The organism is Pseudomaricurvus albidus (assembly GCF_018863235.1).
GTDB classification, from domain to species: domain Bacteria; phylum Pseudomonadota; class Gammaproteobacteria; order Pseudomonadales; family Cellvibrionaceae; genus Pseudomaricurvus; species Pseudomaricurvus albidus.
This window is the reverse complement of sequence record NZ_JAHKRS010000007.1, coordinates 161247-184017: the sequence shown is the minus strand read 5'-3', so window position 1 is coordinate 184017 and position 22771 is coordinate 161247. Positions and strand designations below refer to the sequence as shown.

The 22771-nt window shown below is 49.6% G+C and carries 21 protein-coding genes and 1 riboswitch; of the genes, 2 read left to right on the top strand and 19 right to left on the bottom strand.

What is annotated here, in order from left to right; genetic code table 11:
* Positions 1–112: 112 nt before the first annotated feature.
* From KOI40_RS12905 to KOI40_RS12825, 17 genes are all read right to left on the bottom strand, one after another.
* Complete coding sequence (locus tag KOI40_RS12905; protein ID WP_216097939.1) at positions 113–823, bottom strand: tetratricopeptide repeat protein; 711 nt, start codon at positions 821–823, stop codon at positions 113–115.
* A gap of 57 nt (positions 824–880) precedes the next feature.
* Positions 881–1666 carry an SDR family oxidoreductase gene (locus tag KOI40_RS12900; protein ID WP_216097938.1) on the bottom strand — a complete coding sequence of 262 codons (786 nt, stop codon included), beginning with the start codon at positions 1664–1666 and terminating at the stop codon, positions 881–883.
* 39 nt (positions 1667–1705) lie between these two features.
* On the bottom strand, positions 1706–2377 hold the full coding sequence (locus KOI40_RS12895; RefSeq protein WP_216097937.1) for an iron-containing redox enzyme family protein: 672 nt from the start codon (positions 2375–2377) through the stop codon (positions 1706–1708).
* Between the two features lie 17 nt (positions 2378–2394).
* Positions 2395–3879, bottom strand: a complete 1485-nt coding sequence (locus KOI40_RS12890) for an AMP-binding protein (protein WP_216097936.1) — start codon at positions 3877–3879, stop codon at positions 2395–2397.
* The gene (locus KOI40_RS12885; RefSeq protein ID WP_216097935.1) at positions 3876–4631 is read right to left on the bottom strand and encodes a thermostable hemolysin; all 756 of its coding nucleotides are present in this window, start codon (positions 4629–4631) and stop codon (positions 3876–3878) included. Before KOI40_RS12885 ends, KOI40_RS12890 begins: the two co-directional genes overlap by 4 nt.
* Before the next feature lie 201 nt (positions 4632–4832).
* The gene (locus KOI40_RS12880) at positions 4833–5144 is read right to left on the bottom strand and encodes a DUF2149 domain-containing protein (protein ID WP_216097934.1); all 312 of its coding nucleotides are present in this window, start codon (positions 5142–5144) and stop codon (positions 4833–4835) included.
* Positions 5137–5679, bottom strand: a complete 543-nt coding sequence (locus tag KOI40_RS12875) for a MotA/TolQ/ExbB proton channel family protein (protein ID WP_216097933.1) — start codon at positions 5677–5679, stop codon at positions 5137–5139. Before KOI40_RS12875 ends, KOI40_RS12880 begins: the two co-directional genes overlap by 8 nt.
* Before the next feature lie 9 nt (positions 5680–5688).
* A complete protein-coding gene (locus KOI40_RS12870) occupies positions 5689–10107 on the bottom strand; it encodes a cobaltochelatase subunit CobN (protein WP_216097932.1) in 4419 nt (1472 codons plus the stop codon).
* A 337-nt stretch (positions 10108–10444) separates the two neighbouring features.
* Positions 10445–10629, bottom strand: a riboswitch (cobalamin riboswitch).
* Positions 10630–10709: 80 nt separating this feature from the next.
* On the bottom strand, positions 10710–11225 hold the full coding sequence (locus KOI40_RS12865; RefSeq protein WP_233710249.1) for a DUF411 domain-containing protein: 516 nt from the start codon (positions 11223–11225) through the stop codon (positions 10710–10712).
* A 138-nt stretch (positions 11226–11363) separates the two neighbouring features.
* The gene (locus KOI40_RS12860) at positions 11364–12503 is read right to left on the bottom strand and encodes an AI-2E family transporter (RefSeq protein WP_216097931.1); all 1140 of its coding nucleotides are present in this window, start codon (positions 12501–12503) and stop codon (positions 11364–11366) included.
* 151 nt (positions 12504–12654) lie between these two features.
* Complete coding sequence (locus tag KOI40_RS12855) at positions 12655–13371, bottom strand: NYN domain-containing protein (protein WP_216097930.1); 717 nt, start codon at positions 13369–13371, stop codon at positions 12655–12657.
* 73 nt (positions 13372–13444) lie between these two features.
* Complete coding sequence (locus KOI40_RS12850) at positions 13445–13615, bottom strand: DUF2959 family protein (protein WP_216097929.1); 171 nt, start codon at positions 13613–13615, stop codon at positions 13445–13447.
* A gap of 683 nt (positions 13616–14298) precedes the next feature.
* Entirely contained in the window at positions 14299–14940 is a 642-nt protein-coding gene (locus tag KOI40_RS12845) for a DUF2959 domain-containing protein (RefSeq protein ID WP_216097928.1), read from the bottom strand.
* A gap of 231 nt (positions 14941–15171) precedes the next feature.
* Positions 15172–15612, bottom strand: coding sequence for a GNAT family N-acetyltransferase (locus tag KOI40_RS12840; RefSeq protein ID WP_216097927.1), 441 nt, complete (start codon positions 15610–15612; stop codon positions 15172–15174).
* A 585-nt stretch (positions 15613–16197) separates the two neighbouring features.
* Positions 16198–16686 (bottom strand): AAA family ATPase, encoded by a 489-nt coding sequence (locus KOI40_RS12835; RefSeq protein WP_216097926.1) that lies wholly within the window; start codon positions 16684–16686, stop codon positions 16198–16200.
* A 959-nt stretch (positions 16687–17645) separates the two neighbouring features.
* Positions 17646–18071: a hypothetical protein gene (locus tag KOI40_RS12830; RefSeq protein ID WP_216097925.1), complete on the bottom strand. Its 426-nt coding sequence runs from the start codon at positions 18069–18071 to the stop codon at positions 17646–17648.
* 759 nt (positions 18072–18830) lie between these two features.
* Complete coding sequence (locus KOI40_RS12825) at positions 18831–19028, bottom strand: hypothetical protein (RefSeq protein ID WP_216097924.1); 198 nt, start codon at positions 19026–19028, stop codon at positions 18831–18833.
* A 366-nt stretch (positions 19029–19394) separates the two neighbouring features.
* Between KOI40_RS12825 and KOI40_RS12820 the strand changes: the two genes are divergently transcribed.
* On the top strand, positions 19395–19721 hold the full coding sequence (locus KOI40_RS12820) for a hypothetical protein (RefSeq protein ID WP_216097923.1): 327 nt from the start codon (positions 19395–19397) through the stop codon (positions 19719–19721).
* A 64-nt stretch (positions 19722–19785) separates the two neighbouring features.
* Here KOI40_RS12820 and KOI40_RS12815 read toward each other — a convergent pair whose 3' ends face one another.
* The gene (locus KOI40_RS12815; RefSeq protein ID WP_216097922.1) at positions 19786–20448 is read right to left on the bottom strand and encodes a PEP-CTERM sorting domain-containing protein; all 663 of its coding nucleotides are present in this window, start codon (positions 20446–20448) and stop codon (positions 19786–19788) included.
* Between the two features lie 498 nt (positions 20449–20946).
* Entirely contained in the window at positions 20947–21633 is a 687-nt protein-coding gene (locus KOI40_RS12810) for a type 1 glutamine amidotransferase domain-containing protein (RefSeq protein WP_216097921.1), read from the bottom strand.
* A 180-nt stretch (positions 21634–21813) separates the two neighbouring features.
* Between KOI40_RS12810 and KOI40_RS12805 the strand changes: the two genes are divergently transcribed.
* Entirely contained in the window at positions 21814–22695 is an 882-nt protein-coding gene (locus KOI40_RS12805; protein WP_216097920.1) for a LysR family transcriptional regulator, read from the top strand.
* Positions 22696–22771: the final 76 nt, after the last annotated feature.

The window sequence follows — 22771 nt, the reverse complement described above, 5'->3', positions numbered from 1 at the left end:
TCAAGATCCTTTTCTATCAATTCATTTTCCGGGAAAAACAGAATAGCAGAAGACCACTCATAGAGTCTTCTGCCTCTTAGCCCAGCATTGACCGACCAAAGCTAAACCTATCCTAGTTTAGCTTATTTTGTATCTCCCCCAGAGCCTTGTGGATTTCCGCCCTGCGGCCTTCATCCGCTAACGGCCGATCGGATCTTGCAGGAGCGTTGAGCGCTTTCTGATAATAGCGGTCTGCATCCTGATACTTCCCCTGATCCCGAAGGTATTCGGCGTAGAAGTAGTTAGGGTCGATGCCTTCAGGATTGACCTTTAAGGCCTGAGTGAGAAGCTCTTCAGCCTTATCGTCATCTCCGAACCCAAGCGGCCAACCGGGGACTTTGAAATACAGTGTACCAAGGCTTGTATAAGCCGAACCATCCAGTGCATTCGCATCAATCTTCATGGCTTGCTCAAGATCTTTCTTTGAGGCCTTGGCGTATTTTAAAGCGCCCAAACCACCTTTTACACCTGCATAACTGGATTCAACAATACCGCTCCAGATAAGTACCGCGGCATCGGCCGGGTAGTCTTTTTTGGCTTGCTCTACTGTATTCAGCAATGTCTCGTAGGCTTCTAACTGAGCCTTACCCTCTAACTGATAATTGGCGATTGCCCACTGTTGCTGCAGTGTGTGCACGGTATCGGAAGGGCTTGCCAGACAGATACTGCTGAGCAGCCACAATGGTGCAACAATAACGAGTAGACCTTTACTCCATTGTTTTCGGTTGCGCATATGGTTAAGGGAATTATTTTGCAGGCGGTTTGATGATACAAGCTTTTCCACACTCATCACTTTAACCCTCTCTGACTGATCGATTGTGTTGTTTGATAATTAAACCGGTTAACGAGCATAGGACAATACCGTTGGCAGCTGCTTCTTTAGCGCTCTATCCACCACACCGGGCAATACCGCATTAATGCGGACAAAGAGTTTTTCCGGCCAACCCAGATATTGCTCAGTGCAATTGGATTTTGAAATAACAGACAACAGCTGATTGGCCACTTCCCCTGGGTTATCCATCGCGGTACCCAGAGCTTGATTCATCGCCATCATCTGTTCGCTGTTTATGGATGTTGACGTCATTCTTGGAGCAAAATACACCACACGAATATTGCTGTCCGCCAACTCTCTTCTCAGTGATTCGGTAAACCCGCGCAGTCCAAATTTACTGGCACAATAGGTCGCTGATCCCGCCATGCCGATGCTGCCCATGATGGATCCCACATTGACAATCAAGGCCTCGGGACGCTGCATCAATACAGGAATCAACCGACTGCAGAGAATCATTGGTGCGCAGAGATTTACCGTCATCATGCGCGATATGGCTTCGGATGACATATGTTCGTGTGTCGCCAGCTGATTCACGCCGGCATTATTGATCAGAATATCCACGGCATGCTCTTCTGCGATGGATGCCAGCTCGTTCACTCCCTCATCACTGGCAACATCCAGTGCGACAGCAATATGCCCTTCGCCCGGCAGCTCTTGTTTGAGCTCTGCGAGCCGACCAGATGTACGTCCGGTCAGTATCAGCTTCGCGCCTGCAGCTGCCAAAACCCTGGCTATTTCCTGCCCTATACCGCCCGATGCTCCAGTCAGCAAAACGGTCTTATCGTTCACATTCATTGCTTAACCTCATCATTTCAGAACCCGCTACTTTTACCGTCAGGCTGCAAAGGGCAACGCCTGTTCCGGGCTTAATTGACGATACATATTGCTATACAACTGATAAAACATGCGTGCACTGTGGATAATCTGGTTTTGCTCATCCACATCGTCAATGCGATTCATCAGATTCTCAAAAAACACAATATGTTCTTGATCAATAGCACCATGTGAACGCAAATAACTGAAAGCAGTATCAGGAAGATGCAGTGCACTCTGGATTTTATCTGCCGCCAAATCCGCGATTTTGATACTGGTGCCTTCCAGCACCTGAACGGACCCGAAAAAACCTAAAGGGTTCACCCGCTGGACGGTATCGTAGGCATAGGCCACCCAGAGTTCCGTTGAGCTGTTGGGCCGGCTGGAGCGCACTTTTTCTTTATCAAAACCACAGGCTTCGATGTCATTGAGAATCCATTCCTGATGACCAAGTTCTTCTTCAATGTATTCGGCAACGGCATTACGTAACCACTCTTTGGATTCTGGAAGCCGCGCTCCGGTTGCCATCAGCAAAGGGGTTGTGTGCTTGACGTGATGATAAGCCTGACTCAAAAATGCGACATATTCAGCCGTCGTAATATCACCATTCAGGCACCGTCCGATAATAGGAGCAGACAACAGCTCTTCTCTTTCTGCTTTGGTTTCCTGTTGCAATCGATCGTAAAAATTCATAATCGTCTACCTGTTACTTAATTAACGTTCAACGTTTTGTGTTCGGAATAAAGAGCTTCAATTAACCCGGCAAAGTCTTTGGTAATTAAATCCCGCCTGGGTCGGCCATTGGCCGTCAGGTATGGCTGCCAAACGGGTGTCTCCAAACGAGACCAGTTTTTAATGCGAGCATAATCCGGCAAAGAGGTATTAACGGTTTCGATCCAATCCCGAATGGCTTCATCGCTAACGGCCTCTACAGCACTCACCAGTGCAATCAGATTGGGTTTGCCATCGCCCAGCACCACACACTGGCTCATTAAGGGCATGGCCAACACTGCACTCTCAACCCACTCCGGGCTGATATTGCGCCCAAAGCTGCTGATCAAAAGGTTTTTCTTGCGTCCGTTGATGGTCAACCAAGAGCCATCGATACTCCCCAGATCGCCAGTGCGAACCGTCTGCGGATTCCAACTCTCAGGTTGCCCCATATACCCCAGAAACGACGCACCTCTGACGACGATCTCATCGTCTTCTACCGTGACCTGACAGTGAGGCAAACACTTGCCCACACTGCCGGGCTGATCATTACCCGGTGTATTCAGAGCAACTACCGATGCACATTCAGACAAACCATAGCCTTCATAGACAGGCAGCCCGGCACGTCTGGCCTGCTCAATTAATGATGGCGCAACCTTGCCCCCACCCACGGCCATAAAGGTCAGCGATTCCGGCGGCTGCCAACCTTGCTGGCAAGCAACCACCAGAGCCTGCAACAACTGCGGCAATAAAATCAGGGTGTTGGGTTTGTGCTGCTCTATACACGCCAGCAAGGCCCGAAGATTCAATCCCGAACTGCCGCTGAGACCACGCTGACTGGCGTCGGGCAAAATGATCCGTCCACCACACAACAGCGGTACATAGATGCCGGCAATGTTTTCCAGCAAGGTCGCCAGAGGTAACAAACACAGATGTCTGGGCTTGGCGACATCAATCACCTCGGCCAAGGATTGCGCGACTTGCCACTGATGCTTAAGACTCAGGCAAACCCCTTTGGGGGTTCCTGTGGAACCAGATGTAAACGTGATCTTTTGGGTTTCGTCCGGCAGGGCGGTTTCACCATGACAAGTCTGGTCGTCAGACTGACTGATCCGCTGAGCAAACAAGCGGGTACCGGGGACGGAAACAGACTCGGCCGATACAGGCGTTTCAATAACAGACTGCTGATCACTGATTAAAAGATCTACCCCAGTGAGACAATGACGTGTCTGTTCCTCAGAGAAAAATGCCGGAATGGGCAAACAGACACGACCCGCCATCTGACTCGCAAGATCCACCAGCACCCAGTCACGGCTGTTGTCAGCAATCAAACCCACCACTGACACTGGCTGGCCACTGAGCCATAAGGCCAGGGCTTCCACCTTTTCCATCAGCTGTCGATAACTTAAGCTGCCCTGCTCATCTTCCAGCGCAATATCCGCTGAATATTCGCGAGCCATTTCCAGAAAGTGCTCAAGGCTCATTCCGCTACACTCCCCGCGCGGCAATCCTCCTGACGGCGATGTCGCAGGACCTGACTTGCCAGATCATCGATCGCGTCCTCATGCTCCAGTAGCACCTGTTGCAACAAGGGCACTTCGCGAACGTTTTTTATTGCCTCAACCACATCCAGAGCCATGACTTTGGGGCATTGTTGGTAATAGCGTCCCCAGTCGTCCTGATGACTGCCCAATCGACAGGCTGGTGCAGGCGCCAAAACGGTAGGTGATTTGGTAAGACGCTTGATCAGTTTTTCCACTTCCGGAGTCGCGGTAAACACCAGCCAGGAAAACCCCGCCCGCTCGACAATCGCCGCCATCACCAAAAACAGGACCAGACTGCTGCCTCGCTGAGTGGCGACCAGATTGCCAACCTCCACGATGCTGCCGCGATCCACAGGAGCTGAGGCCGCTTTTGCCACGGCCTGTTCAACCGGCTGATCCAGATAGGCCTCCAGGAACAGCCTTGACACCAGCGCAGGACGCAGCCCAACCACACCAGACAGTTCCCGATTGCGAGACGTATTTGACTGGCGTGACATCGATAACAACAGCGGGAGAAATGCGCGGATATGTGCGTCGTAAACCTTAAGGTATTGCCTGGCAATATACGCTTCCGTCTCCTGACGCTGAGAATCAGAAAGCCCCTGAAGCGCAAAAGACGATCGGTTTTCGTCGTTTTTTGGCTCAGATTGCGTCAAAAATCGTGGTTTTATACTGCATTTTGAAGAATGCATGGACACAGCTCCTACATCCAGATCACTGAATCAACTCCTGATATACGCATAGTAGTGAGCGTTTCTTAAGAAAGACTTAAGACAGAAATTAATGATCTGAAATGCAGAAATAACTGCTGTGGGCTATTGCTTTGGTTTTTTTTTGGGGGGGGTATGTAAAGCCGCCTGCGACGGCTATTGGGGAAGGATTACAGTGTCACCTCAGGGGGCAATCAGGATGAGCTTGCCGGTTTTAGGGTCCCGATAGACCTGCCCGACGGACTCGTAGCCATCACCGCCTACAGCCCCGTCGCCCGGCAAGTTGGGCAGCTCCTTGCCTCGTTCGATAACGGTCTTGGCCTGAGTATCCTGTAACTCTGATTGAAAGTGTTCCTGCAGCTGCTCACTCATGGCAATCAGCGCCGCAATCAAACCGCAGGCAAACACCAGCATCAGATCCAACAAATTGGCCATCGGCCCCAGAGGCTCTTCATCGGCAGGGCTGAACCGATCTGAGTTCCATCGGCTAGACATGGTCAGACTCCTCCGCCTTATGACGAGCCGCATGGTTGCTGGCAACCGGGACATTAACCCGCTTCGGGAAAACGCCGGTGGTTGCACGAGCCTTCGCTTCCGCCTCCATATGATTCAGCAACTGATCGTACCAGCGACGACGTGTGCGACCGATAACAAAACCAATAATCCCGACCAGCAAACCCATGACGGTGGTATCAAAAGCCACACTCATGGCGGTCGTGAGAATGCTCAACTCACCTTCCCCCAATGCGGCGAGACCGGGCCCCAGTGGGATCAGGGTTCCCATTAAACCCAGCATGGGAGCAATGCGTGCCATAAAATCACTGCGCTCAATGCGTTTCTTCGCCAGCTGCTCAAAGCCGGCAATGTCTTCACTGCGACGCCAGGCAGACAGTCCTTTCACCCGCTCGGCAATCAGGGTGCCGATATCCAGCACGGCTAACGCAGCCAGCAACATCAGCAGCCAGAGGACGGGCTCCAGCAAGTAACTGACCAGCAGATGCAAAATCCCGATGGACGATGACGTTAACATGATGACCCCTTATCTCTTTAAATGATTGTGAGATGGGGCACGACTGCCTCGCACCCACCCAATGGCCAACAGCAATCCCAGCAGTGCTGCCAACCAGTAATACTGAAAATTATCTCCCGACTGGGATTTTTCTGACGACTGCTCATCAATCTTTTTGTCGTCTGCCTGCTCACGCTGTTTGTTTTGAGCGTCTGCCGTTTTGGTCGACGGCTCAGCCTCGGAAGCCATGGAGATTTCAGCAACCACGGAAGGTGCACTCTCCACACGGGCGTCAACCCGTGTCTCGTTTAACAATGTTTGCAGCTGTTGGTACTGCTCTGCATCAAGGTAGTCTTTTATAAAGTCATACATGGGATGACTCTGGGTCGTATGACCACTGCCGGGCAAGCCGTTCTCCAGCACCAGTTCGGTAAACTTCTGTGCCACAGCGCTGAGGGTTTCTTCGTCGGCCTGCCAAAAACCTTTTTGCGCAGCGACCAACATGATGGCCAACATATTGGCTTTTACATGCACGTTTTGGCCGCTCTCCAGAAACTCATCGAGGCCGATATCCAACCGGTCATCCACGTAAACGGCTTTGACTTCATCCCACACCCAACTCTTCACTATCCCGGGGTTGGTCACCTGCCAGCCCCACAGGTATTCGAGAAACTCACTGCCCATGGTTCTGGCACCGGCATAGCCTTCTTTCATCAAAGGCGTTAGCCATTGCGGGTTTAAAAAGCGTCCGCGCAATTCCGACAGTAGCGCCGTTTGCAAGGGTTCCATAGACAGGCTGTTGGCGTCCGGATGAAACAAAATGTAGTTATCCGGAGCTTCGCCGGTCAGCGTTTCCACCGCCAGACTCAAACCACCCAGATAATCAAACGCATCATTATTATCCAGCAAACCATAGAGATTACTGGAGCGGCCAAGGTAGGTTTGTGTCACAGTCGCCAGACGTTTCTTGAACAGCTCCTGCATGGGCTCACCTTGCAATTGCGCACCGTAGGCGTGTCCCATGCGCTGCATATAAACCGCAGCCACTTCAGAGCGCTCTTGCCAACTGCCCGAGCGTTCAACCAGACGGTTCACGCCGGCACCGTAGGTTCCGGGGGCATCACCAAAAATACGGTAAGCCGATTGCTTGCCCGCCTGCTCACCGGGAATACCCAGTTTTAACGCATCGCGGGCATCCTGTACCCAGCTGGCCGCCACCTGATTGATGGCCAGCGGTTCCTTGCCCGATGGATACTGCGAACCCAGAGGGACCAGTGCCGAGTTGAGCGCGAAGGTTAATGCGGGGTACTGCTCCCGGATCAGATCGGCAGAAGCATTCAAGGCCATCAACACCGCCTTCTCCAACAGCACCAGATGTGCGCCGTACAAATCGCGGAACAGTCCCGAGGTGGTGTAGACCGTATCGCGACGGATTCGCGGCTGGCCGTTCTCGGTCATGCTCGCGATATCCAGCAGTTCGAGATCCTTCACAATGCCCCGGCTGCTCCAGACGGGTTTTACCCCCAGCATATCCATACCGAACGCGATCATGGCGCCTTCATCGCGCACCACATCCGACGCCCAAAGTACGATGGCTTCGGAGTCTTGCGAATCGCCAGCGGCATTACCGTGACTAGAGTTGTTACCCTGAACCGCAGTGTGCTTATCCGATTCACGAGCCGTCCTGGCGAGCTCCACACCAACCTGATACCCGAGTTTTGAAGGAATCAGACTGCCATCCAGCGCATAAAAGTTGCGTCCGGTGGGCAAGGCTTCCGGCGTGCGGATTGGGTCATTGCCTTTGCCCGGCGCCACATACTGGCCACTTAAACCGCCCAGCAGCCCTGTCATTTCAAGGGCCGGCGATTGGCTGAGGCGATCTTTCCATTCCGGCTCAATGTCGCTGCCCTGCGCCATGGAATTCAACATGGTATTGATCGCATCATCCGACCAGTCACGACCGAACACATGCAGCCCCAGGGGCATAAAGTCTTCCTGCAGCTTGGTCAGGTAATGGCCAACCTCATGCACCAGCAACTCATCTTCCACCTGATCAAAATCTGTAATGCCGCGCACAGCCAGTTCGCCTTCCATACTGGCCAGTAACTCATCCTGCAATTTGAGTTCGTTGACTTTTTCCTTGATGGCTACAATGGCACGCTGCCGCATGGCACCGGCAGCTTCGGGTGCCGCTTCAAAGCTTTCGACCAGATGACGCAGTTCCAGCAACTGATCGTAAAGTTCGGTGCTGTCCAGCGGAGGTGTGAGGTGATCCACCATCACCGCCAGTCCACGGCGCTTGGCCTGAATGCCTTCACCAACGCCATCGACGATGTACGGATAGACACTGGGCAGGTCGCCCAACAGAGCCTGGGAGTAATCTTCATCACTCAACCCCACACGATGACGCGGCAGGAATTCATAGGTGGAGTGCCGCCCCAAATGCACCACGGCATCCGCATGAAAATCGTGGCGCAACCACTGATAAAAGGCCATGTACTGATGCGGCGGCGGGAAAGACATATTCGCGTGCAGCAGCTCTTCATTCAGCTCCCACCCCCGTGGCGGCTGAGGGCCAACGAACACATTGCCAAACTGAATACCGGGAATCAGTATCTTCTGGTCATTAACCATCACCTTGCTAGGTAACTTGCCCCAACCACGAACACCTTCAATGCCGCTTTCGGCAATGGCTTTCACCAATTGCTGTGCCGCGGCCCAGTCAATCTGGCTGTCGTCGTTTTCCGTGTAGGAACTCTGTAGCTGTTGCAACAATCGCAGAACCCGTTCACGCGCAGGGTGATCGGCGCCTTCCACGGCGTGCCGCAGATCTTCCACCACCCGCATCACCAGATGCTTGCCAACTTCACGATCCTTGAGTTCTACCGCCTGCTGCAACATCTGGTGCAGATACCCCAGAGGCCCGTTCACCATTTCCTGCTGCAGGGATTGGGGCAAGGTCTCAAACCACTGGGAATACTGCTTCACCGAAACCGTTTCGACTTTGGTTGACATGGCCTGCAAGGCTTTACGATCTTCCGGCAGATTGACGCCTTTTTCCTGCATCAAATCCAGCAGGGCTTCTTTGGATTCCGGGAGTACTCCCGTGTCAAAACCGGCCTTTTTCATTTCGTTCAGAATGTGAAACAGTGAATCCGGCACATTCAGGTTATCTGCACCAATGTTGTGGCGCCCCGGCGGGTGGTTGTAATAAATAATGGCCACTTTTTTATCGGCATTGCCCTTGTTCTGTAAGGTCAACCATCGGTCTGCCCGTTGCGCCAACAGTGATACCTGAGTATCCACCGGCTGCGACAACTCCACCCGCAAGCCTGTCACTTGATCAATACTGGGTGGTGTCATGGCGGCAACCACCATGGGCTGTGACACGCCCTGCAACTCTGGCATGGCAATTCGATAGTGGACGCTGTCCCAGCGTATGCCCTCTTCTGACAGACGCCACTCTTTTTCCGTCGCATCACTCAGGCGTATGGCGTTCAGAACCGGAACATTCAGCGAAGCCAAATGTTCGGTAACCGTCTCGCGGCCTTCACCGCCGCCCACGACAAAATTTTGCAGCGAGATAATCACACCGACCCGATCGCTGTGATTGCGCAAAATTTCCACCGCCCGCACACTGGCCTCGCCCCATTTGGCGAGCACGTTCAGACACTGCTGACCCTTTTGCAGCAGCTGCGCACAGAGTTGTTCGGTCAGTGCTTTCTCGCCCGGACGATCGCCATGATCATAATCCAGCACAACCACCCAGCGTTGCGGCTCGTCTGCAGATGCTGGCAGTAGCAAGGTGTCTTTCTGAATCGTCAGCTGCTGATTGCCCAAAAAGAAACGCAACGGCTGGTGCAGCTCCGGTGCCGGTATCTCCATGGGTTCACCGGTCAGTTGCACCAGTAAGCGAAAGAGTCCGTCGATATTGTGAGTATTGCGATCGGCCCAGAAGGTCTTGGCCAACAGCCAGTCGCGATACTCAGGGTACTGCTCCAGTCTTTGCGCCAGCCAGCCTTCGAGATCCATATCGGGGGCCAGCGGCGGATCTTCCATCAGCACATCCAGATCTGCACCGTCGAGCAGATTCTGCCCCGCTATGCGTGATGCGTTCACCAACCGACGATCACTGTGCACGGCAATAAAGTCACTCATGAGCTGGCGATCCGCCAGATAACCGTTCAACAGTGCCGAGGCATCACCAAACACACCGCCGGCAAACACCACATCGGCGCTGTCGAGCAGCTGACGACGGTCGGCCTCGGTCATATCACTGAATTGATCGGTGGTTCGGAGCAACAGCTGATGCTGTGGGTACGCCTGATGAAACGCCTGAGCCCCGCTCATCACATCGGCACTGTTGCGAGGCGTGACAATACCCAGCAGGGTCTTTTCCTCGGCAGACAGCGTCACGCTCCCCAGACACAACAGCAGCAACACAGCCATGTGTGCACCATGTCGGCAAGCTTTGCTGATGAAAGTTAATGGAAAGCCAAACAAACCACGGAGGTTCGACGATGCTGAGAAAAAGGCCATACTGTCTCCAAAAGAATCGGGTCGGCCCTGAGGCCACCAAAAACAATTGAACGACAAAGCAATGGGTCTGTAAGTCTATGTGTCGCCTACGCAGACAACGACAGACAATTCAGACAGGAGGAGAGATCAATAAGGCGTGCTGTTTGCGGTTGCCAAAAACCTTCGAACCTTTGGGGTTAAGTCTTGAGGCGATAACAAATCAGCAATGAAAAGAAACTGCCCAGGATAAAGCCCTCCGCTTCATCGTTGCAAAATGCTGCAAAGGGCCGGTTTCGGGCTCACCACCAGAGTTCATTCAGGCGGATTACCGTTGCGGGGGCAGCGGTGGAATCAATTGGGTTCCGCAGAACACCAAACACCACACTTCCCGTTTAACCTGTTCCAGACGATCAACACAGCGATCGCCGACAGGCACCCTTTTACAGAAGGCGCCTATACTAGAAGCGAATGACTTTCAGGTCAAAGAGTTTTCCAGGAGGGCCAAGAAAGGCGACTGTCCTTCAAAACAGGCCTTAATGGTTATGGTCATGAGAAGACGCCACTGGCGCGCTGATATGCTCGTACACCTCGCTGCTGCCATCCTTCTTCAGTAACAGGACATCATAATCGTCGTGGCGATTGCCCATTTCCATACCCGGGCTGCCCATCGGCATACCCGGAACCGCCAGACCGATGGCATTTTCAGGCTTTTCTTTCAGAAACTTCTGCATCACCGCGGCAGGCACATGGCCTTCAAAGACATAACCATCCACCACGCCGGTATGGCAAGACTGGTACTGAGACGAGATACCGTGCTCGTGCTTGATCACGTTCATGCGGTCGGTATCGGTGACCTGTGCCTGAAAGCCGTTACTCTCCAGATGATCAACCCACTTCTGGCAGCAGCCGCAATTTGGGCTCTTGAACACCGAGATATCGGTTTCAGCCAGGGCAACGCCCGAGCCCACGGACAGGCTGATCATCAACATCAGCTTTGAAATCACACCCAAAAGTGTCGCGGCGGTGTTTTTGGCTTGTACAGTTAACATAAAAAAATCACTCATCAGATTACGGTTGTCGTAGGGTACGATTGTCTCAAACTGCTATTTTCACGGACTATCCCTTAATACGACATGAATACAGGGCGAGCTGCCTTTATAAAGCAGCCTCCAAACAGGGTCAACTCGTCAGTCGGACTTGTCCTGTGGTGACTCCCCCCCGGCTTTCGCCTCGCTGTTTTCGGAGTCAGGGTCCACAGACTCAGAGCTTTCTGACTCACTGTTAAAATCCAGAATAAAGATCTGCCAGAAGGCGATAAACAAGACCGCCACCAAGGGGCCGATGACAAAGCCATTCATACCGAACAGCGCAAATCCGCCCAGGGTCGACAACAGCACCAGATAATCCGGCAGCTTGGTATCCCTGCCCACCAAAATGGGGCGCAACAGGTTGTCCACCAAACCAATAATCCCGGCGCCAAAGGCTGTCAGGATCAATCCCTTCTCCCAGCTGCCCACGGCAAACAAATAGATCGCCACCGGCCCCCAGATAAGACTGGCCCCCACCACAGGGATCAGCGACAACAACACCATGACCGCCCCCCAGAAGACAGCGCCCTTGATGCCCAGCAAGGCAAAGATAATACCCCCCAGACTCCCCTGAATAATGGCCACCACCAGATTGCCCTTCACCGTCGCCCGGGTCACCTCGGCAAACTTGTTGAACAGATGCCGCTCCCGCTCGTCCCCCATCGGCAACGCCCGGATCAGCAGATCGATCAACATGGGGCCGTCGCGAAACAGGAAAAACACCAGATACAGCATCAGTGCCAGACTGACAAAGAACTGCAACATATTCTGCCCGATGGACAAGGTATTCTGCGCCGCCCAGCGACTCACCGTGCCAGCACTCTTGGTGAGTGTTTCCTTGATCAGCGACAGGTCGATATTAAAGCGGTCCAGAAACCCCTGCACAAACGGGAACCCCTCACGCACCTTGTCCAGATACTTCGCGGGGTCCAGCTCGCCGCTCTGCACCAGCTGATACACTTCCTGCCCCTCGCCCACCATGGCCTTGATCAGAAATAGCATCGGCGCCACACCGACCACAATGCATACCGCTAACGTCGCCAGCGCCGCCAGATTGCGGCTGTTCCAGCGGTCCTGCAGCAGCTGATACAACGGATAAAACAAAATGGTAATCACACACGCCCAAAACACCGGACTGAAAAACGGCTTGAGCAGAAAAAAGAACAGCACAGAGACAAGCACCAGCATCAGCAGAAAACTGCCCTGCTCCAAACGACTGTAACCTTGTGAGGCTGACATCAAATACTCCTTTTGCATCATCTGTTGGCGGTGCCGGGGACGGATCAATCGGCAGGGGCTATTTATATCACCTTAGCATTACTGTTGTGAGGTGTGATTTTTGTTGGCGAGGTGGGGAGGTCTAGTCGGAAATTGGGGTTACAGTCACTGATTATGTTGCCTTCTTCTTACGTACATCTTTTACCAGATAGGAATTGCCAGGGCCACGTTTGAGTTCAAACAAATCTATAGCCTTAATGAGGCTGCTTAAATTCTTATAACCGTAGTTTCTGGTATCAAAAGAAGTCTTATTTGATATATGTGAGCCAACAGGCCCTAAACCAGCCCACCCATTATCTTCAGCTGTTGCTTCGACTGCCTGACGCAGTAAATTGATCAGTTTGGTGTTGGACTTGATGTTTGTTATCTTTGCTTGGGTCGTTTCACCATTGTTAGACTCCTGATCCAAAAACAAAAACTTGGAGCATGCATTAACAAATGGCGAGGGAGTCTTGCGCTCACCGAATCCCAAGACCACCTTACCCTCTGCCAGGGCTCTAGTGACCATGGGTGTGAAATCACAATCGGATGATACAAAGCACATTACATCAATGTCCTTCGTATACATCACATCCATCGCATCAATGACAAGTGCAATGTCTGATGCATTTTTCCCTTTTGAGAGGTCGTATTGCTGTACTGGTTGGATAGCATACTCATGCAGCAGATCCTCCCAAGGTTTGATAGATGGCTTTTTCCAGTTGCCATAGGCTTTTCTGATTGTCACTACGCCATATTTAGCGACTTCACTAAGCACATCCTCAAACTTGTTTGCCGGTGCATTGTCTGCATCTATAAATAACGCAATTTTCTGTTTTGATTCGTCCATTTAATTTCTACCCCTCCTGGGCAGCAACAGCCACTCATGAATATTATGTGCGAACAGCTTAAGCGTTTCACGACTATTGGAGACTACTAATAAACGCCTCTGATTCAGCAATGGACTTTTCCATTTCTGCAATCAACTGGGCAACATTCGTTTCTATACTACTCAACTCACCTTGTAGTGAGTCAATGGCTCGCGCATTCAAATTATGTTTTAAATACAGGACCTGATCCTGAAAGGCCAGCAATACGGGTTGTGAACAAGCGGGATCAGATTAACATTTTGGCGACCAAAGCATTCTCCTAAAACATCGCTCATCTTAATGCATTGGCACTTAATCGAAGGATTAATCTCAAAAAAATATTCATACAAGTGTCATAATGCTTATCTGATCCCACTCATTATTAGGCAACATTTTCTCACTACACTAATTACGAATACCTTTTATCTCCCGCATATTTTAATTCGGCTCAATAAAAATAGAAAAACACAGACCAGTAATAAGAGTAAAAACTGAGAACCTCACACTCCACCAAAAGAATACGAACACTAATTTTTTCCTTTTTGATACATCATCAACAAATGCACTGTTAGGTAAGAGAAATAGAAAGGCTCCTTTGGCCAGCCACCAAGTCTTCTCGTTGTACTCTTTTGATATATGTCCTCTTAATGACTGATCTATAATTATACTTACGAAAAACAGTCCTATAGTTAAAAACCACAAAGCCCATATAATCTGCTCTAAAACATGCATCTAAATATTTTTCGCCCAACAGATTTTTCTACGTCACAACGACGCGTTTAAACACATCGCCCTGACATACATCCCCATGGAGAAAAGTAATCAGAGCCCTTTAATTTCTGCTCATCCCAGAGCAGCAACAGTCACTCTTAAAATATTATCTGCGACCTGTCGCAAGCGTTTCACGACTACTGGAGGCTACTGATAAACGCCTCTGATTCAGCAATGGACTTTTCCATTTCTGCAATCAGCTGAGCAACATTCGTTTCTATACTACCCAGCTCGCCTTGTAGTGAGTCAATGGCTCGCGCATTCAAATTATGCTTTAAATACAGGACTTGATCCTGAAAGGCCAGCAATACGGGCTGCATGCGTGCTTCTGCGCTACGCATCGCCTTGATGAGTTTTTGGTATTGCCTTTTGGTCTGGCCCAGCTTGGCTTGACTTTTTCTCTTGAGTTCAGCACTGCTGTACAGGTCAATTTCGTCTTCCCACTCATCGAACAATGCCTCTGACACATCTTCGACCGCATCAATACGCTCAGACACCCGTAAAGCGGCGGCTTTACTGTCTTCGTATTCGTCGTTCAGTTTATCGTAACGATCCGCCAGATCCTGGTCTTTAATGGTGATGATGGATTGGTATTGCTCCAGCGCGGATTCGAATTGCTCTTTGGCATCGGTTTGCGCATCCTGAGCCGACTCCACCCGATCGATCATGATGTCACGCTTGTGAACGCCCACCTTCTCCATCGCGCCATAATACATAGACTGGCAACCTGCCAGAACCACCACCAACAAAGAACCGAGAAACCAACGACTTATTGACATAGATTGTTACCTTTAGCAGTACTGGCCAAAAAACCACTCACCCAAAGGCCATTAAGGGCTAATGGCGATGCCGAGCAGTTTCGATACATTAGTAATAGTTTATAGTCCAAAAACGCGGATGTACTATCTTCCTATCAAAGGGTAGCGAATTGGGATCAAAAACGAAACCGGAAACTACCCGGGCCCGTTCTTTATTCGAGAAAAGGGAGTCAGAACCCTATTCTTCACTGGTTATACAAATGATTTACTCACAAGGTAATGAGGCCCTATTCCATCAATCATAAACTCATCAGATTTAATCTCGTAGCCCGCTTTGATATAGAATTCAATAGCGGAACTTCTAGCATTAGCCCAGACAAATGAAGCTCCTGACTGACTTGCGTATTCTTCTGCAGCACTCAAAAGCCTATTACCTACACCTTGACCTCGACAACTTTCACTTGTGGCCATTGCTCTAAGCTGAAAACAAGTGCCCCCGTCAATGAGTGGAGTCTTTTTAGAATAGACAGACACAATACCTACAACATTATTGTTGCTATCCACGGCTCCGAAATGCCGCGTACCCACTGAGTCATCGCCTTCAAATACACATTCTGAAATCGGCTTTCCAGAACGCAGCACTTTACTTCTGAGCTGTAAGGTATCTCTTGCGGGTATCTCTTTAATGATCACTGGATGTATTTTCCAAACCGTTGCCCATGCGGGCTCTCAATTTTGCAGTCAGGGCGAGCGAAAGCTTAGGCTAAAGTAATAGGTGCTCAAATGTTCACTGACCCCCACTTATTCCTCATTAGCACGTCATTGCGAGGAACGATAGTGCCAACAGTAGGGGCTTTAGGCCACGCGGCAACAAGGTGAATTACCCCAAGGGTAAGAGAGGGTAGCCTGGGCTATCCATTTATAGCACGGTGTAGCTTGCCAGGGTGTCCAACTGTAATGTCAAAGAGGACGGAGGGATTAACGTTTAACAAACTGCGATCTACCGCGCCTCACATCACCAACCAGCTTACCCAACTTTTCTTCAATCTGCTCGGCCTATTGGCTGATAATAATTCGCAACCTCACGGAATCCCCTTCAAATACTCTTCTCCTAAAAGGATGGTTAAAAATTAACCCCACCCTTCCTCTTTTACTTATCAATTACTCTCCCTGATTGAGCCCATGAATTTAATTAAGTCACGATGAAAATTAAAAAATCTTTCATTTACGGTTTATTAAAACGGACCTGCGAGATAAAAGCCCTGACCCCTTTAATTCTTATGTGTGTCTTTCATTGCTCGTATACTCAGTCTTTTTACCAGCGTAATGAGTATAAAAACCTTCATGAGCGGACTGTGAGAAACAATCCTGCCTTTGATTATACTGGCCTATCCACTCGATCAACATTTCAAGATTAGCGTCCTGAGCCTCTTTTGATTCATATTTATGAGGTTCCCAAGGTCGATTTTTCGCATTTCTAATGCATAGCTCAATTGGTAAATTGAGGTAAATAATTTCATTAGAATATGGAGCTGCAATTTCAAGCAGATCGGTATAGCAACCTTCTATAACCCAACTCTCGTGATTCGATATAAATTCCTTTATCGCCTTTCCAGACTCAGCCAGAGACTTCCTCTCTGGCGGATTCGTAGGCTGCCAAGCCAAAGTATCTAAATCCAGATGAGGCAAATCATCAGCAATTGATATTTCTCGGTACAGAGTTGACTTTCCAGATCCTGAATTTCCAAATATTAGAATTTTCTTCACGTCATACTCCATATGAACACATTGCTGTATGGGACGTCCCCCTTTTATTCTGACCTACCTGGTCATTACCGTTGGTTCAGATTTACACACAACATGATAAGGCATGTCAGAGGTATACGTTCTGGGCCGTCCGGGCATGGCAAGATCCTTTTGCTAATAATATCTGAAAATGAAAGTTACGTAATTAAACTGAACAGGCAAGACTGGTTAAAATTGAATCCCTCCGTCCTCTTTTACGCGTCATTGCGAGGAACGATAGTGACGCGGCAATCCATTTATAGCACGGTGTAACTTAATAGCTCTCAGCAAAGGCTCTGCCGCAGCAATCTCTTATCTCGAATTTTTTAACAGCCGATCCACCGAAGACGATATAAAAAAAATCTACGAATTCTGGGTAACAGGAACACCTCTGGAAAATGATTATTTTAAAGACCAAACCGAGGCTCAACCACAAGGCAAAGTCGGGCAAGCTCGACGGGAAAGCCTCTAAAAGGGCTCTGACCCCTTTAATTTTAATTTCTTTAATTTCAGGAGTGAAGACTGGCACTAGCAGAACAACTTACCGCCAATATAAGACCCACAAAAAATAGAGGAGTTGATACGCCCAGTACAATAAAAGTACCCCATGCTTGCGTATCCCCAACTCCGGCCCCCGACATACTAAACAACTTACTAAAGACTACAACTCCTGCAATGAACGGGACAACTAACATAACAACACCTAAGTAATGTAATGAGTATCTTACCGCCCCTTTTCCCGGCGGAAATTTACCGAAGGCCTTTGCAATCAAGAAAACCAAAGAACAAAAACCTAAAATTGGTGACATTACCATTAGACCGATCCACACCATAGACTCCTAACACCGCAGTTTGGGGCTGACATGGAGCGCCAGCGGAATGGCTGTCCCAGCCGAAGGCGACAACACTACCTTGTTATATCTATACAGAACAACCATGTGCTACTCCTTAATTACTAGCGATATAAGTATACCTGCTACAATACCTTCGATACCTGCGACTACCACACGAAGAAGCAATAGTGGATCATTAAGTGCTCCATAGGTGTACGCAAAAGATCCTTCATCAATTTTCCCTATAAGGCCAAATAGAAACCCATACGCAATCGCAATAATGATTTTTTTAGGGCTTATTAACCCTTGATAGATAGCAACAAAAATTCCTGCAGTAATTAGCTGCCCGAAAACATGATCAAGTTGAGATGCCCGCCCCTGCCGTAGAGCCTCGGTAATTTCATAATAAAGTGTTGGCCTTATCTTAAATTCACGAAAAATTGCTTCGAGTCCGAACCAGGAAGCAAAGTCGAGAGCCACCCACACTATTGCAATAATCAATGTTGCAACAACAAATCTTACGAAATTTTTCATTATCCATCCTTAGATATAACAGTTTAATAAACGACCTGATGCAAATCTACAAATAGCAGCTGGCTATAATTTTCGAAGGATAAATACAACTGGCAGGCAGGAAATATCCATATACATCAACTCCTTAAACTGTAGATACACTAACTATTTTTCTTGGAAAAAGCGACCCAATCTCGTAACCCCAATAATTGACAACAATTTTATTAGGTTAATACACCTGCAACCAACTGAATTTAAAATATTTTCATGGTCGTTTATCCCAATAACCGTCATCTGTCGTTAAATACGCAATTCTGAGTGGTTAAGGTTGTTACTCCATGCACAGAATACTGTGAGGGAATACATTGCCACCATCCAAAATTTCCACTGTGCTATCCACAATAAGCACTGTCCTGTTTGCGGGATGAGACAACGCACGGTAGAGCTTCGATCACTTATTGATCAGATAAGTGAATGGCTTTGTTAGCTCCGGAGGTGGGTTTTAAAGAGTCGGTTTCGGGGATCAGAGCGTCGGCCTTGCATATCAAACGCTCCGCATTGAAGCAAAAACTCTCGAAGGCCTTGCTAAAAGTTTCGACGGGCTCCCAAAAAGCTTCGATCACCTCGCTCAATTCTTCGGCGGGCTTGCAAAAACACTCGGCAGCCTCCAAAAATCACTCGATCACCTCGCAAAAAGTCTCGGCATCCTCCGAATGTTTGCTCGGCGGGCTATTCCGAAGACCCGCGTTCGAAGCTCTGAGTGAGGTGAGCCTCCTGAAATCACTCGCTGTCGAGAGCTTGAGCTGCGGCGTCCTCGCTTGGGAGAGGCCCTTCGACAAGCTCAGGATGATCGGGCTGGGTGGGGGCTGCGTGTTGCTCGTTGGGGAGAGGCCCTTCGACAGGCTCAGGGTGAACGGGGGGTTGTGGGTTGTCGAGCATTGGCCTTCGGCATAGCGTGGTCGCATAGGGCGTATCCATCAGCCTATCCTGCGTATCCGCTATCCCATACAGCGTATCCCCCAGCCTATACAGCGTATCCCCCAGCCTATACAACGTATCCCCTGCCCTATACAGCGTATCCCCCATTCCATACCGCGTATCCCCTGTTCCCTATAAAAGACTCGATCGTCCATTGCAGAGTCTCGATGTCGGTTGTGCGAGAGAGGATGTTCCATTCAAAAGACCCGGCATTGGGTCTTTTGAATCCCCTGACCCCATCCGTGAGACCCAATGTCGGGTTATGAAAGACTCGATGTCGCATTCGGAAGACCCGGTATTGCATTGCGCGTATGGGTGATCGGGTGTTTGGTATCCCACAATCCTCTGTGTGGGATCCGACGTTGAGTGTTTGATATGCGTTGTCGGGTGTTTGATATCCACTGCCGAGGGTTTGAGCTGGGTTATCCTTGTTTGGGAGAGGCCCTTCGACAGGCTCAGGGCGAGCGGGCTGGGTGGGAGCTGCATGTTGCTTGTTTGGGAGTGGCCCTTCGACGGGCTCAGGGTGAGCGGGCTGGGTGGGAGCTGCATGTTGCTTGTTTGGGAGTGGCCCTTCGACAGGCTCAGGGCGAGCGGTGGGGTGTGAATTGTGAGCTATTGCCCTTCGACAGGCGCAGGGTGATCGACGAGGTGATAGAGCGCGAGGCGATTGAGGTGACGGACAGGACGGGTTAACACTGAATCCCTCCGTCACCTTTTACTGTGGTCACCTTTACCGTGTTATTTTAATCGTCGCCTTTTATCCTTGATGGACGACTGTCCCAGCGGCTACACCGTCTTTTTGCATGCGGCTAATGGACATCATCCCCAGCAATCCCAGCAGTAAGATGGCCAGGGTTGCAGGCTCTGGGACTTCTGAAGTCGGTGGCGGCGCCTCTCGAGAAACCACTGAATACTTGCTCACAATCGTATTATCTTCGGATACGGCACCCCATCTTCGTGTTGTTGGAAGATCACAGTCAAATGGTCCACAGTAACTCACATACAAGTCGTCATTGGTGATATCGAGAAAATAATCAAACGGGGACGTGAAATCGCCTTTCTCGAATCTCAGAAAAAAACTGGTAATAGATACCTCTCCTGTCTCGTCAATGAATGCACCAACATAACCACTGGTGAAATAACTCATGCTGATATCAAGAGATGACGCTGCAGATGCAGGAAAGCGCCAGTCAATACTGGTAACGGTATTCAGATCAATGTCTCCAGGGCCGTAGGGCAATGGACCATACTCTGTATCATCAAAGTTTAACCTGAAAAACGCGGCTCCCCCCTCAAAAGATGCGGTAATGGAGTCAATAATAATCCCCGCTTTTGCCGGACCACTGATAACACACCCTACCCACAAAACACTTAACCATAGAAATTTTAGTCTCTTTGTTGCCGATGTTATTGGTTTCATACGTAACCACTCTCGATTGCTGTGAAAATTCAGTTACCTCTGAACAGTAAATTGAACTTACGCAACCACAAGCCAGTCATTGCCAATGATGAATTGCAGACACGCAAAATTTAAACAATCGATGGACAGGCAAGTTTCAGACCATGGTACTAACTAGAGCTGTGTTTAAAAGTTTTTACAACTGAAAGACATTAAGCAAAAGAATGCATATAGTTATTTTAAATTATTAATAAACACTGAGACTTAATGGGAGCCTGCATATAACTGTAAGTATGCAACCAATCGTACTGTCACAGCATAAACAATCGGAACCACACAAGTGTAAATAAAATTGACAATGCAAATGGCAGCTATGCATTAAACAGGCACGCCCTCTATTAATGATCATTAAATCAAGCATAAAAAAAGCCCGCTATTGTTAGCGGGCTTTTTTCATTCTGGCAAATATCCAGAGCATGCCAGTCTTGGGTTTATACGCCAAGGTTTAAACACGTAAGTTTACGCAGTTTGCTTTTCCTTTAGTGCTTCTACCAAGGCTTTACCCACGGCTCCGGCGCTGGCCGGGTTTTGACCCGTAATCACGCGACTGTCTTGAACTACGTATTCACCCCATGGTTGGGTTTTGCTGTAGTTTCTCGCGGTACGCGCCAAGGATTCTTCCAATAAGAAAGGGATTTTATCAATGGTGCCATAGTCCACTTCTTCTTCACGAGTGAAGCCTGTGACCTTGATTTTTGAAAGCAGTGGTTCGCCATCGCTCAGCTTCACGGGCAACAGACCCGCGGGGCCGTGACATACCGCTGACAACACACCACCGCCTTCGTAATGTTTGGCCGTTAGCCTGGCGACGTCATCGTTACTTGCCAGATCGGTCAGCAGACCAAAGCCACCGGGATAGAAGATGCCAGCGTAGTCATCGACGTTAATTTGGCTGACCGGGATCGTGTTGTTGATACGATTCTGGAAGGTCTCATCCGCAAGGATTTTGTTGTTGATCTCGTCCCCTTCCATGTCGGTGCCATACAGGGGGGCTTCACCACCTTTAATGGAGACAAGATCGTAGTCATGACCTGCGTTGATGATTTCGTGCAGGGCATGGGTTAGCTCGGGGGCGAAGGTACCGTTCGCTTCGTCCGTTTCGCCCAGTGTTGCGTGGTTGGTTACCAGAATGAGTATCTTGCTCATGAGAAACCTCCTTTCTCAGTGATATTTAAAGGCGCTGTAGGTGCTACAGCCGCTCTCGTTTCAAACACATGAGCAGTTTAGTTTATGGCTGAACTGATAATAATCCCTGAATTTATCAAATGACTATTGCTATACTGCAATAATTACCCATTGAGACCTCAACAAGGTAAAACCCGCACCATGAGCAACTTTGAAGGTATTCAGGAATTTGTAGCGGTTGCCGAAGCCCAGGGATTTTCGGCTGCAGCCAAGCAATTAGACGCATCCACCAGCCATGTGAGCCGTCAGGTTGCGCGCCTGGAAGAACGCCTGGGCGTGCAGTTATTGGCCCGCACCACTCGCAAGGTGAGCCTGACTGATGCCGGCGAGCGCTATTACACCCAATGCCGCGAGCTGATTGACGGTTTACTGCAAGCCGATGAATCGGTATCCGATGAGAGCATCAAGTTAACCGGCACATTAAAAGTGAGCGCTGCGGGCACCTTTGCGGAGCAGTTTATTGCACCGTGCCTGATGCAGTTTGCCAAATCTCACCCAGAGCTATCCATCGAAATGGATTTTAATAGCCGTATGGTGAATTTTGTGGAAGAAGGTTTTGACTTTGCGATTCGCTATGGCCGCTTGAAAGATTCTGGTTTGGTCGCGCGGCGTCTCGTGCAGCGCCATTTAATGGCGGCGGCCAGTCCGGAGTATCTCAATCAATTTGGCGAGCCCATGCACCCAAAGGAGTTAAAACACCACAAGTGCTTACTAACCAATAACGACCATTGGTTATTTGAAGAAAATCAGCAAAGCTTTGAGGTAAAAGTGGCGAGTGCCTGGCGTTCAAATAATGGCAATGTGGTTTTGCAAGCCTGTGAGCAAGGTATGGGGATAGCCTATATGCCAGCCAGTAGTTTTGAACAATCGATTAGTAACGGTAAGTTAAAACCGATTTTACGGGATTACTGGAGCCACGGTATTACCAGTTGGATCGTCTATCAAAATCGACGTTTTTTACCCATGCGTGCGCGACTGGCCATTGATTACTTATTGCAGCAATTTAAGGACTGGAAAGAATAAATTTTGGTCCCCAAAGCCTTTTCCTAAAATATCGCTCACCTTAATGTATTGGCATTTACTCGGAGAATTAATCGCA

What these genes read in the sequence shown, in the direction of transcription:
- KOI40_RS12895 (WP_216097937.1), bottom strand. Translation starts at nt 2,377, where the DNA reads ATGAATTTTTACGATCGATTGCAACAGGAAACCAAAGCAGAAAGAGAA.
- KOI40_RS12875 (WP_216097933.1), bottom strand. Translation starts at nt 5,679, where the DNA reads ATGTTAACGTCATCGTCCATCGGGATTTTGCATCTGCTGGTCAGTTAC.
- KOI40_RS12805 (WP_216097920.1), top strand. Translation starts at nt 21,814, where the DNA reads ATGAGCAACTTTGAAGGTATTCAGGAATTTGTAGCGGTTGCCGAAGCC.
- KOI40_RS12815 (WP_216097922.1), bottom strand. Translation starts at nt 20,448, where the DNA reads ATGAAACCAATAACATCGGCAACAAAGAGACTAAAATTTCTATGGTTA.
- KOI40_RS12830 (WP_216097925.1), bottom strand. Translation starts at nt 18,071, where the DNA reads ATGAAAAATTTCGTAAGATTTGTTGTTGCAACATTGATTATTGCAATA.
- KOI40_RS12900 (WP_216097938.1), bottom strand. Translation starts at nt 1,666, where the DNA reads ATGAATGTGAACGATAAGACCGTTTTGCTGACTGGAGCATCGGGCGGT.
- KOI40_RS12885 (WP_216097935.1), bottom strand. Translation starts at nt 4,631, where the DNA reads ATGCATTCTTCAAAATGCAGTATAAAACCACGATTTTTGACGCAATCT.
- KOI40_RS12870 (WP_216097932.1), bottom strand. Translation starts at nt 10,107, where the DNA reads ATGGCTGTGTTGCTGCTGTTGTGTCTGGGGAGCGTGACGCTGTCTGCC.
- KOI40_RS12860 (WP_216097931.1), bottom strand. Translation starts at nt 12,503, where the DNA reads ATGTCAGCCTCACAAGGTTACAGTCGTTTGGAGCAGGGCAGTTTTCTG.
- KOI40_RS12880 (WP_216097934.1), bottom strand. Translation starts at nt 5,144, where the DNA reads ATGTCTAGCCGATGGAACTCAGATCGGTTCAGCCCTGCCGATGAAGAG.
- KOI40_RS12865 (WP_233710249.1), bottom strand. Translation starts at nt 11,225, where the DNA reads ATGTTAACTGTACAAGCCAAAAACACCGCCGCGACACTTTTGGGTGTG.
- KOI40_RS12810 (WP_216097921.1), bottom strand. Translation starts at nt 21,633, where the DNA reads ATGAGCAAGATACTCATTCTGGTAACCAACCACGCAACACTGGGCGAA.
- KOI40_RS12845 (WP_216097928.1), bottom strand. Translation starts at nt 14,940, where the DNA reads ATGTCAATAAGTCGTTGGTTTCTCGGTTCTTTGTTGGTGGTGGTTCTG.
- KOI40_RS12890 (WP_216097936.1), bottom strand. Translation starts at nt 3,879, where the DNA reads ATGAGCCTTGAGCACTTTCTGGAAATGGCTCGCGAATATTCAGCGGAT.
- KOI40_RS12855 (WP_216097930.1), bottom strand. Translation starts at nt 13,371, where the DNA reads ATGGACGAATCAAAACAGAAAATTGCGTTATTTATAGATGCAGACAAT.
- KOI40_RS12825 (WP_216097924.1), bottom strand. Translation starts at nt 19,028, where the DNA reads ATGGATACGCCCTATGCGACCACGCTATGCCGAAGGCCAATGCTCGAC.